8 protein-coding genes and 2 pseudogenes are annotated in these 11,953 nt (G+C 44.0%); 4 read left to right on the top strand and 6 right to left on the bottom strand.

Translation table 11 applies throughout. The annotated features are described in order from the left end of the window. Nucleotides 1–390 precede the first annotated feature (390 nt). The gene (locus BCT34_RS11390) at nt 391–2,214 is read left to right on the top strand and encodes a M4 family metallopeptidase (RefSeq protein ID WP_076655442.1); all 1,824 of its coding nucleotides are present in this window, start codon (nt 391–393) and stop codon (nt 2,212–2,214) included. 23 nt (nt 2,215–2,237) lie between these two features. Beyond that, nucleotides 2,238–2,375: pseudogene (locus BCT34_RS11395) on the top strand (DUF3103 family protein); the annotation flags it as partial. A 92-nt stretch (nt 2,376–2,467) separates the two neighbouring features. Here BCT34_RS11395 and BCT34_RS11400 read toward each other — a convergent pair. Further along, entirely contained in the window at nt 2,468–2,785 is a 318-nt protein-coding gene (locus BCT34_RS11400; RefSeq protein WP_174571161.1) for a Dabb family protein, read from the bottom strand. 225 nt (nt 2,786–3,010) lie between these two features. Further along, nucleotides 3,011–3,250, bottom strand: a complete 240-nt coding sequence (locus BCT34_RS11405; protein WP_076655439.1) for a hypothetical protein — start codon at nt 3,248–3,250, stop codon at nt 3,011–3,013. 228 nt (nt 3,251–3,478) lie between these two features. Here BCT34_RS11405 and BCT34_RS11410 point away from each other — a divergent pair, with 228 nt between their 5' ends. Further along, on the top strand, nt 3,479–4,357 hold the full coding sequence (locus BCT34_RS11410; RefSeq protein WP_076655436.1) for a LysR family transcriptional regulator: 879 nt from the start codon (nt 3,479–3,481) through the stop codon (nt 4,355–4,357). A gap of 130 nt (nt 4,358–4,487) precedes the next feature. Here BCT34_RS11410 and tnaA read toward each other — a convergent pair whose 3' ends face one another. The 3 genes from tnaA to BCT34_RS11425 all read right to left on the bottom strand — a co-directional run bounded on the left by tnaA (nt 4,488) and on the right by BCT34_RS11425 (nt 9,505). Then, nucleotides 4,488–5,960 carry a tryptophanase gene (gene tnaA / locus BCT34_RS11415; protein ID WP_076655433.1) on the bottom strand — a complete coding sequence of 491 codons (1,473 nt, stop codon included), beginning with the start codon at nt 5,958–5,960 and terminating at the stop codon, nt 4,488–4,490. 775 nt (nt 5,961–6,735) lie between these two features. Further along, nucleotides 6,736–8,421 (bottom strand): GTPase, encoded by a 1,686-nt coding sequence (locus tag BCT34_RS11420; protein ID WP_076655430.1) that lies wholly within the window; start codon nt 8,419–8,421, stop codon nt 6,736–6,738. Beyond that, nucleotides 8,408–9,505 (bottom strand): GTPase, encoded by a 1,098-nt coding sequence (locus tag BCT34_RS11425; RefSeq protein WP_076655427.1) that lies wholly within the window; start codon nt 9,503–9,505, stop codon nt 8,408–8,410. Before BCT34_RS11425 ends, BCT34_RS11420 begins: the two co-directional genes overlap by 14 nt. 239 nt (nt 9,506–9,744) lie before the next feature. Here BCT34_RS11425 and BCT34_RS11430 point away from each other — a divergent pair, with 239 nt between their 5' ends. Further along, nucleotides 9,745–10,242, top strand: a complete 498-nt coding sequence (locus tag BCT34_RS11430; protein ID WP_076655424.1) for a peptide-methionine (S)-S-oxide reductase — start codon at nt 9,745–9,747, stop codon at nt 10,240–10,242. A 145-nt stretch (nt 10,243–10,387) separates the two neighbouring features. Here the strand turns inward: BCT34_RS11430 and BCT34_RS11435 are convergent. After that, nucleotides 10,388–11,904: pseudogene (locus BCT34_RS11435) on the bottom strand (polysaccharide lyase 6 family protein). Nucleotides 11,905–11,953 lie beyond the last annotated feature (49 nt).

An 11,953-nucleotide genomic window follows, 5' to 3' on the forward strand; every position in this document is an offset into this window, starting at 1 on the left:
TACCCTGCCAGAGGGGGTAAAGACAGTATTTCTACTTAAAAAAATCCAGTTATTTACCATTTTATAACTAAGGTAAAAACCAAAAAATATCGAAGTTAGCTTAGATAAAGTTATTCTATAAATTAAAACAAAGCAGGTTTTAATAATTCCCGCACTATCATACATTTACGATAAATAACAAACTTAGATTTTATAAAAACAATTTGATCAATAATGTTTTTTGTAAACTTTGAATTACATACTCTAAAAATAAATCTCCCTGATAAACTTGTCATAATTCCAAATGCTCTTCCAATCTTGATTCGCAACACATGGCATCAGCGTGTTGCATATAGACTTCCTATAAAGCCGTTGGGAAGAAGGAGTTTATATTAAAATCAGGAACGAAAAATGAACCAACAACGTCTACTAAGCTGGAAAATAGCAGCTATTCTAGGTACATCTTTTGGCTTTAATGCACACGCTGCAGAAATGGTCAGAGTCGATAATGATGCATTACTACAACAAAGCCTCGTCGCTCAGTCGAAGAGTGTTGCTCCACTTGAATTAGGTTTTTCTGAAGTGAAACGGGTGGTATTGCCCAATGGAAAAACGAAAGTCCGCTACCAACAAACCCACTTAGGTTTACCCGTCTTTGATACTTCGGTCGTGGCCACCCTTTCCAAGAACCAACCCACTCAGGTATTTGGTTCCATGGCACAGGGGATCAGTGGTGACCTATCCAGCATCGCGCCAAAACTGAATCAAGAGCAAGCGATAGAAGCCGCATTGTCTGCTCACCGCACGTTTACCGTCGGCAAAAAGTCGATTAAAAATAAAAACGCGAAACTGATGGTGAGATTGGATGAGAACCAAACCGCGCAAGTGGTGTACCTGGTCGATTTCTTTATCTCGTCCTCAATGCCAGAGCGCCCTTTCTACTTTATTGATGCCACGACTGGCGATGTACTCCAAAAATGGAATGGACTAAACCACGCTAAAGCATTAGGTACTGGCCCCGGTGGCAACCTCAAAACCACTCGATATGAATATGGCAGTGACTTCCCTAGCTTTCCCATCGACAAAACAGGCACAACTTGTACGTTAGAAAACGATTCGGTTAAGACAGTCAACTTGAATCATGGAACCTCTGGCAGCGCAGCCTACAGCTACAACTGTGCCGACGGAACTAACTACACCGATCATAAATACATCAACGGGGCTTACTCGCCTCTTAACGATGCACACTACTTTGGTAATGTCGTATTCGATATGTACAAAGAGTGGATGAATACGTCACCTTTAACTTTCCAGCTGACAATGCGAGTTCATTACAGCACCGATTATGAAAACGCTTTCTGGAATGGTACATCAATGACCTTTGGCGATGGTGGCAGCACCTTCTATCCATTGGTCGATATTAACGTGAGCGCTCACGAAGTCAGCCACGGTTTCACAGAGCAGAACTCAGGGCTTGTCTACAGAAACATGTCGGGCGGTATTAACGAAGCTTTCTCCGATATTGCGGGCGAAGCGGCTGAATACTATTTACGTGGCAATGTGGATTGGATTGTCGGTAGCGACATATTCAAATCGGAAGGTGGCTTGCGTTACTTTGATCAACCCTCAAAAGATGGACGCTCGATTGACCACGCCTCAGAATACTACGATGGTTTGAACGTTCACTTGTCTAGCGGTGTTTATAACCGCGCCTTTTACCTTTTAGCAAACAAATCGGGTTGGAATGTACGCAAGGGCTTTGAAATATTCACAGTCGCAAACCAACTGTATTGGACGGCAAACAGTACCTTTGATGCCGGTGCGTGTGGCGTTGCGAAAGCCGCAGCAGACATGGGGTATGTGGTTGCCGATGTTGAAGATGCATTCAACACTGTAGGCGTGAATGCGAGCTGTGGTGTAACGCCGCCAACGGGCAATGTGCTAACGAAAGGCACACCGATTGCAAACCTAAGCGGGACTCAATCCTCAGAGAGCTTCTACACCTTCACTGTGGATTCTGCATCAAGCGTTACGGTTTCAATGTCTGGCGGTTCAGGCGATGCTGACCTTTACGTGAAATCGGGCAGCAAGCCAACTACATCGAGTTACGACTGTCGCCCTTATCGCGCTGGCAACAATGAGCAGTGCAGTGTGAGTGCGCAACCTGGCGTCACCTATCATGTTTTACTGCGCGGATACTCGAACTACTCTAGCCTAACGTTACGTTTAGATTGAGTTAGAGCGAACCTCTCAAATATGGCGTATTAGTCAATGATGACGACTTTGTGGACGTGTACTACACCTTAGTGCAAAACACGCCTTATGTAGACCGTCCGGGCGCTGGCGGAAATACTGTCGCATCTTTTGCACCAGTCACGATTGCGCCTACAGAGTAGATCGTTTCTTATTGAGTTAGGGCTTAATCACTAAGCCCTAACTCTTCATTATCGAAGGTCAGTAAAACACAACAGACATACTGACAAGCTGCTTACAGGGAGTAATCAAACACAATGATGTCGTCCAGAAGCGGACGAAACACATCTTTTAGCGCGTCATGTTCTGGGTGCGGAAGGTAATTCTGGCGGCCTTCTTCATCGGCGAACGTCATTAACACCGAGTGGGTATAACCTTGATTCTTGTTCTCAGGGCTGTCATTTAGCCCCCACTCTACTGAAGTGACTCCTTCGACCTTATTTGGCATTGCTTCAAACAGTTCTTTCAGTTTCTCTATTTCAGAAGCTTCAGCATCTTGTTTAAACTTAATCAGTAAAATATGACGAATCATTCCCGCTTCTTTTCGATTCATTGCTAGTCCTTTTCGAGTCTTTGTTTACTGGTGCGTCATTCGAGCACACACCCAGTCGCAAGTTAACGTTAATAGAAAAACAAAATGCCACAGGTTACAGATACTGCCAAGGCTAGATGGCTGAATTTTATAAAAGACTCTAAAACGAAAAACGCTGTACCCGAAGGCACAGCATTTCTCATGACAATGGTAAGCACGTTTAAAGTGGTAAGCACACTTTAAACGTTAATCACGACGACCTGTAAGTTGGATCGGTTGGTTTTGATCAACGTTTTTTGGGAATTGGATTCCACCGTTAGAAGCTTCATTTCGCCCTTCTAGTACTGGCTCAGATTCAACACGCTCAGCCTTTACTTGATTACCTTCGCTTCTCGTCATATCGAGAGTACTCGCATAAGTACCGTCAGCTGCGAAAGCTGTGTTCATTGATAGAGCCATCAATCCAAGTGCGATTAACTTGTTCATACATCACCTCGTTGTATTTTTAATTCTTTGTTCGTTTGGTATCTGTGTTTTTGTTGGAGTAACTTTAACAATCGAACATGGACCATTCGAGGAAAAGCAAGATTTACCAAATGGAAAATCAAGAGATTAGCGAAGTTCTGACGCTGTGCTGTCTTAAAAGTTTGGCATTACCACTATGATATTGAGGTCACATAATTTCTGCCTATTAAGGACCGATTTGGAGAGCCTGTGGACCTCAATCTAGATATTCAAAATATCCTTGTTATAAAGCGAATGTATGAACTGCGTAATGTTAGCTTAGTGGCGGAGTCATTAGGTAAAACGCCGGGAGCGATCAGTAAAAACCTAGCCAAGCTCAAAGCCCAACTCGGTGATCCTTTGTTCATTCAATCTAAGCAAGGGTTTGAACCCACAACATTTGTTGAAAGTAATATCGGTAATTTTGAACAAATACTCAGTAGCATCGAGTCCATAAAACACCAAGAGTTTTCCCCAGAGTCCTACCAAGGCGACATAAAGATCTACGCGAATACGCTATTTTGGGAGCGCTTTGGCTCGAAGCTCTACTTTGCTTTGAGTAAACAAGCGCCGCACGCAAACTATTCATTTGTTCGATGGGGAAGCAATGTTAAGAACCGATTGATTGACGGCGAAGAATCAATCGCGGTTCACTACTTTGATGAAACTATGCCACAGTCGATTTCTCAAATGGAGTTCGGAAAAGAAAAAGTGGTGTTCTTTGTAAGGGATGCTCACCCCGCGAAAGAGTTCGCGTCACTGGCAAATTTTCCAACGGTTCTATTTAAAACCCCGGGGTGGAATGACAACAAATACCCTATCCTTGAGCGCCTTCGAAACATAGGGTTCGACGTAACTCCAAAAGTAGAAGTCGACCACCCTGCGATGATTCACGATGTGGTCCTCAAGTCTGACTATTATGGCATCACACTTAGTGGTAGCGTGCCAGAGGGCTGCCGCAGTATAGATCTACCTGAAATACTGGCCATTGAGGTGAGCTATGTGATGAGCTGCCGCCGTTCGCAACAAGATGCACCGCTAAATCAGTGGTTATTACGAATACTGAAAGCAACCCTGAAAAACAAGTAATCTAACCTAGCTAAAATCGGCCCATTCGAACCCAACCGCTAATCCCCCCCCTGAACCAGACTCGAAAAACAAAAGGCTCCAAAGGAGCCTTTAATTATGGTTCTGATGACTATTCGCTTATATTGTTATTTTAAAATGCTTCTTCGAGCGTTTGTTCATTCTTTTTTTCTGTTGGCTTTTCACTGGTTTCGACCTCTTTCAAACGCGCAGTGAAGTGCCTTAGCACAGGTGGTTCGTAGGTAAAGTCGAGCCCTTTGACCTTGCTCGCGTTCTCTTTTACTTTTTCAAATGCTTCGATAATGAAATCCATATGAGTTTGTGTGTAAGTCGCCCTAGGAATGGTAAGACGCAATAGTTCTGCAGGGCATGGATGTTGCTCGCCCGTTACTGGGTCACGACCTTGCAGTAACGAACCAATCTCAACCGCTCTTATACCCGCGACTTTATACAGTTCACACGCCAGAGCATGTGCAGGAAACTGACCTGCAGGAATATGAGGAAGCAATTTGCCCGCGTCCACAAACGCAGCATGACCGCCTGCTTGCTGACACACAATACCTATCGCTTCTAAGCCATCGACTAAGTATTGAACCTGACCAATACGATATTCCAACCAATCTTGACGCATGCCGTCATAAAGGCCAACTGCAAGGCGTTCCATCGCCCCTCCCTCTAAGCCACCATAGGTTGGGAAGCCCTCTTGCACAACACACAAGGTTCGACATTCTGTGTACACGTCCATGAAAGAGTCGTCTTTAAAGCACAGCAAACCGCCCATTTGTACCATGGCGTCTTTCTTGGCAGACATAGCCAAACCATCCGCGTATTTATAAGACTCTCGTGTGATCTGTTCGATTGTCCAATCTTGATAACCCGCTTCGCGCTGCTGAATAAAGTAGGCATTTTCAGCGTAACGCGCAGAATCCATAATTACTGGGATATCGTACTTCTGGGCAATTTCATAAACCGCTTTTAGGTTGGCGATAGACACTGGTTGGCCACCAGCAGAGTTACAGGTAATGGTGCTCACGATGTAAGGAACGTTAGTTGCGCCCGCTTCTAAGATGGCTTCTTCCAGCTTGACCACATCGAAGTTACCTTTGAAATCCGCGTTCACTGATGTATCGAACGCTTCTTTGGTGTAAACGTTCTTCGCGACACAGCAATTCACTTGGGTATGACCTTGTGTGGTGTCGAAGAAATAATTCGACAGAGCAACCATTTTGCTGCGATCGAGCCCCTTTTCCATTTCACGCTTCTTGATAAGAACAGGAATGTAGATTTGCTCAGCACCGCGTCCTTGGTGAGTAGGAATGGTCAACTCGTAACCGAAGATATCCTTAACCGCATTCGACAATGCGTAGTAACTGCGACTACCACTGTAAGCTTCATCGCCCATTAGCATTGCGGCTTGCATGCGTTGAGTGATAGATCCTGTACCGCTGTCTGTCAGTAAGTCGATAAACACATCGTCACTGTCGAGTAGAAATGGGTTCATACCCGCTTCGATAATGGCTTGCTCACGGTAAGCGCGAGTTGTTCTTTTTACTGGCTCTACAACACGAATACGAAACGGTTCTGGTAGATGTTTGAAGTTTTCCATAATAATACCTTTCAATACATTCCGATCAGGTCGAAATATACTTTCTTTAGATGTCACGAATCCTCACCATTAAATTAATCGATCCGTATAAAGACACGCGAACAATTAACAGTGAAAATAAAAAAGTTAAATAATGACTTATTAATCAAACCTAAACAGAGGCTAAGATAATTAACGAAAACGACATAACAACGAATACCCTGCACGGAATAATAAGTGCGACATTCATGTGTTCAAAGGTTATCAAAGCTGCTGATAGGTAAACAAAGCACGCTGCTTTGCTGGCGCGTGACGCCTAGAGGGTACTACTCTGAAGAGAGGTGAAACGAGAGCTGATGATCTAAGGTATACCAAGCTAACAAGGTTAGCCATGCTGTTGATTGCCATTTCAGATACATGTTCACAATATATCCCTACGTTGAAATCAAGATGATCCGAAATTTAAATATAGTGCAATTGTTTTATAAATAAAGATGATAAAAGTATAAATGTGATCAGTATTTAGAATCGGAAATCAAAATACGCTCGTATGTTATATAAACTGTGAATTCCAACCCTTTATATACTATTAAACTAGTTCAGCGAGAGAGTTTATAATAACTGAGACTTTTAAGTTTATGCTTCTCTAATAAAAGTCAAAGATAGCTGTTTTCTAAAAACTATCTTCCAAAAGCCACTTTTCAAAAACCACTGTCAAAAAGCTACCTTCAAGAAATCTGAGGTTCTGATGAGATTCAAACCTTCATCAGAACCGTATTGTAGAAGCAGTCGCAGGTTATTTTTTCTTAACTGCTTGCTTGATGGCCATTTCAGCCAGTTTCGGTGTCGCCGCTTTCAATGCACTGGGAGCAACTTTCTTACCCGCCTTGACCGCTTTATTCAGTTGGCCTTTAACCGACGTGCCTCTTTTCATTGCTTCTAAACGTTGGCGATTTCTCTGAACGTTGTTTGCGTCAGCGATACGTTCGAGCAACGTCTGCCTTAAAGTGTCCAAACCAAACTGTACCTTTTCTGGCGCAATCGCCAGCGGCAGAGCAACATCGGACTGTAATAGGATTTGATTGTATTCGAGCGCTTGAACAATGATCTTTGCTTTAGCCGATGTTGGGTTATCTAAGTCATACGGAGGCTGCCATTCATCAACAGGTTTTAACTTATCGACTTGGTTGACAACCGACACCACAATCGGTTTCTTACGTGAGATGTTCTTAGAATCGTCATAGAAAGCATCAAACTTATCTTTCAACTGCTTATCTAAATCACGTGCAGATTGATTAGCTTTAAGTACCCATAACACCACATCAGCTTGGGTCATCTCTGTCAGCGTTAAGGCTTCAACTTTAGGGTTGCCATCAAGCCCTTGAAGATCAACAACTCGCACATCATTATCATCGACAAACGCATTGTAAACCGTTGAAGTGTCAGTCGATGGCAGTACATCCACTTCTGCAACCAACTCTTGCTTAAGTGCATTGATAAGGGAAGACTTACCAGAACTCGTCTGCCCCACCAGCACGATCCGCACAGGTTCTAGCTCTGGAGCAAAACGTTGTTCATCGATTTCAGAAACGTCGGACGCTTTCAGTGCTTCATCTTCGATGCTAAAACGTCCGCTGTAGAGGTCAATCGCCACCGCAGCGACTTCATCTAACAAGGCTTGTTTGGCGGCGTATTGCATGTCATCAACCACACCTCTTGTCATCGATGCGGTCGCTTGTTCTCGACCCAAATCGGAAATCACTTTCAATGGGTTCAAATACAGGTTTTTAAGGTGATTACCCCAAATGGCAGCCTTAACGATCTTCTGCCCTAACTCGCCATATTTGTCATAGGCTTCGTAGCCCGCTTTGATGTAAGACACCTTAAGATACTCAATGCCCGGTATATGCTCTCGTACCACCAGCTTGTAGCGTCGGCTAACCTCTTCGAACAGCTTTAGCCCTTCAGGGATTGAAAAATCGAGCGATTTCTTATCAAACTTTTTCGCGACAAATTCGAGCACCTCTAAACCGGTTTGGTCTAGATTCCCCCACTCTACATCGACCATTAATTGCTGGCGTACATGGCGTTTGGATTCATTCCAAATCAACAATTCTTTTTGAGACCAATCACTCGAAGCCTTAACCAATGCATCGTTGATATCTGTTTTATTAAGTTGTGGTTCAGATTCAGAAGCACCTTCTCCAAGGTCATCACTCTCTTTATGTGAGAAGGATTGACTTGGAGAATGGTGTGAAGAATCGCGTGAAGAGCGGCTAGAAATAAACAGAGGAATGGTGAACACCAAGGTGCTCACGGCAATAGCAATCGACATCTCTAGTAGATAACCGTATTTGATCGCCAAAAAGACACCAAAGCCCATCATGATGAGGCTTGGAAAGATTGCCGAAATCAGCACAATACCCCAACGTCCGCTCGATAGCACCGCCAGTAATCGAAATAGGTTTCTAATTTTCTTCATAGCCCGATGCCGCCTTTCCTTTTTTCAGGGATTCTTTATAGATCTTCTGCATCTCTTGTTCAGACACTTCTTCGCCTTTGTTCTTATGATAGAAGTAAAAACAAGCCACCCGACCTAAACCATAACTGGTGCCAAAACTCATTGCCGCAACAGCAACCGCACCTACTGTTTGACCATAAACTGGAATCAATTTTATCAACTGTCGAGTGCCCAATTTCATTCCGTATTGCAATGCGAAGCTGCTTCCCAAAGTACCTATCAACTCACTAAAGACTCTTTTATTCCACTCAACCCCATATTGATTTGCCAAGCTATGAAGCATTTTCGCTTGAATCGCAGGCACAGAAACCAAACCAACACCCGGAATAAGATCACTTGCTGCGGCACTTCCCGCATACCAAAGCACTTCGTTTTCGACTTGATCAAAATTGGCTTCTTCTTGAGTCGAGTGTTCTTTGTCTTGCACCATCATGCCGATCACAGGAAGAATGCTGGTCAACTTTTCTAACAAGATGCCGTAGTTGTAAACCGAACCATCCTCAGTTTCAAAATCAACCGCTACCGACTCTAGCCCCTTGCCCCAAACCTTCTCGACTTGGTTGGTGTTAAACTGAATCTGTCTTGCTCGGTCTGCTTCGCTGGAAGACAACACCGCAGTATGAACAAGCAACAAGTGTTTAATCTTCTTTTGCTTCTTAATCTGTTTTAGAGCTGCAAGCACCGCAGATTGTTCAGGTTCATCGGCTTTCATCACCACGACTAACGCATTACCCGCCAAACCAATTTCTTCAAGATCCTCTTTCGCATCGTAATTCGCTTCACTTAAACCCCTGGTATCGAGAAAGCGCATTACCGGTTTGTCTTGGGGAAACTCATACGACATTGCCGTCATGGTACAAGGAGCAAAACCATTCCCAACTTCAACAGAAGAGTCACCCGTGATCGCTTGGATAAACGATGACTTGCCCGCCCCCGTTTTTCCCAACAACCACAGGGTTGGTAGATGCTTGCGCTGATATTCGTGCGCCTGAGTCAGGTCTGGGTTCTTACTCGGGTTAATGAAGTCTTTTATTTGATCAAACATGTTTAGAGTAACGCTCACTTGATATTGAGATTCGGGTTGATGACAAAGCAATGCTGACTTACACGATCAAAAGCCATATTTAACTTATGTTTGTTCTGTCGCACTGGTTTACAATGCTTAAGCGCTTGTTTTTATGTGCTCGCTTATTTTTATAGACGCTTTTTTATACGTGCGGGTATCATCGTATTGATTCACGTACCTAACGAACATCAACAAACACAGAGGGCTCAAAGAAAAGTATGGAACAAATTTATTTAGCCGGCGGGTGTTTGTGGGGCGTACAAGAATTTATTAAGTACGTTCCTGGCGTTGTCGGCACAGAAGCAGGCCGTGCCAATGGAAGCGCGCAGCTAACAGAAAACCTTACGACACAAAGTGATTACGACGGTTACGCAGAGTGCGTACGAATTGAATTTGATCCAAGCGTCACGTCAGTAACAATTCTGATGGAACACTTGTTTGAGATTATCGACCCTTACAGCGTAAATAAACAAGGTGACGATGTCGGAGAGAAGTACCGCACTGGTGTATACAGCACCAATGCAGAACACTTAACAGAAGCTGAGCACTTTATCGCTTCCAGAGATGATGCCGAACGTATCGCCCTTGAGATACTGCCGTTAACTCACTATGTCGCGAGTGATGAGATCCACCAGCATCACCTCAGCCATTTCCCTGAAGATCGCCACTTATGTCATATCCCTTGGGATCTGCTGCATAAATATAAATCACAGTAGCCACAACGTGAGATCGAGGTAATCAAGACCTAAGATCAATAAAGCCTCAACAGACATATCCGTTGAGGCTTTTTAGGTGTTAACGGCTAAGACAGCTATCGTGAATATATTTGATAACCCAGACCGTTAAGCATTTAGCATTAAGCTACTTAGTCGTATTCTCAAGCACGTAGCTTGGTCCCGCTGTTTCAGCCGTCACTACCGCAAGCTTAGATACATCTGCACCTTCACCTTGGTAAGCGTTAATTCCATTCTCAACCGTCATTTTTGGCAGCTCAACCGAGTAGCCTTCAATCAGTTCAGAATCCGTTACTTGACCTACGTATGTTTCGTCTGTGTAAGTAGCACCCACTAATGGGAAGTCTTGCGTTGCGCGCACACTTACAAACTCAGGTGACTGCGAGTTATCAACCACGTTGTGTTTGAATGCCACACATCTACACCTGCGTAGATGCCTTCAACTTCTGCGTTGTTAAACAGGCTGACACGGTGGCTTTGGTTACCGTAAACAATGCCCCACTCAGTATCGACTAGAGAGTTGTTTTCAATGGTGATGTTTTTCGGCGTCCACTGCTTATTCAGCTCTTTGCCTTTCACCGATTGATCAAGCTGTTCACCGTTCGCCACATCGATGATACCAGTGTTAATCACGATACCACCACGCAGGTCAGCATTGCCTTCAATCACACCATCACGGCCACGAGTGTTCGCAATGTAGTTGTTGCGAATTACATGGTCTTCATCGTAGATACGAATACCGCCGGTTAAGCGCTTCTCGTTACCCAAGATCATGTTGTTCTCAACCGTATTACCTTTGCCGTGACGCAGTGAAATCAATGCCGCACTTTGGAAGATGGTGTTACCTGAAATTGTGTTGTCGCCCGACTTAATAGAGATAAGCTCACGCTCACCATCCATATCGATCATTAGGTTGTTTACAAACTTAGAGCTTGAATCCCACTGTGAAGATTTAGAATCGCCGATACGGATCGCTTCCCAACTGTTGCCGTTGTAACGAATCGCTTCTTTGATATCGAATTCATTAAACTGGTTTGGCTTTTGATCCATAAAGATGTTGTTAGCGATCAGGTGGTTGTCTGACGTGTCATCCTTTTGAACACCAATCAAAGTACCGCGCTTTTGCTTACCTTCGAAACGGTTGTTGATCACTTTACCGTCTTTACCCCATAGAGAAACCCATAGGTACTTTGGATACTCAGAACGACGCTCGTCTGGCTCGTAAGTGTAATCATGGTTGAAGTAGTAGAATGTTGAGTTTTGAAGCGTGTTGCCATTACCCATCATACGTACTGCACCAAAGCGTTCATTAGGACCGCCCTCAGTAAATACCAAGCCATCAAGCGTGATGTCATTGCCTTTCAGTTCAAATTGGATCAAACCAGTGATCCACACAGAACCTGCTTGCTCAGCTTTGATGGTGATATCATTAGCGGTAATCGTCACTTGACCTAAGTTCGCGTATTTACCCGCAGGGATAACCACTTCGTCGCCATCATTTAGGTTTTCAAATTGTGCTTTAAGCGCGGCTGCTTGTTCAGTAACACTGACGACTGGCGCTGTGTTTTCTTGTGTTGTACAGCCTGTTGCAAAAGCGAGCGTGAACGCGCTAATAATGCTTACCGATAATAGTTTTTTGTTCATTGTACATCTCACGTTAAAGTTTGGATTTGAAAAATGACGGCCACCCATT

This window comes from Vibrio sp. 10N.261.45.E2, from assembly GCF_002875705.1.
Taxonomy (GTDB): domain Bacteria; phylum Pseudomonadota; class Gammaproteobacteria; order Enterobacterales; family Vibrionaceae; genus Vibrio.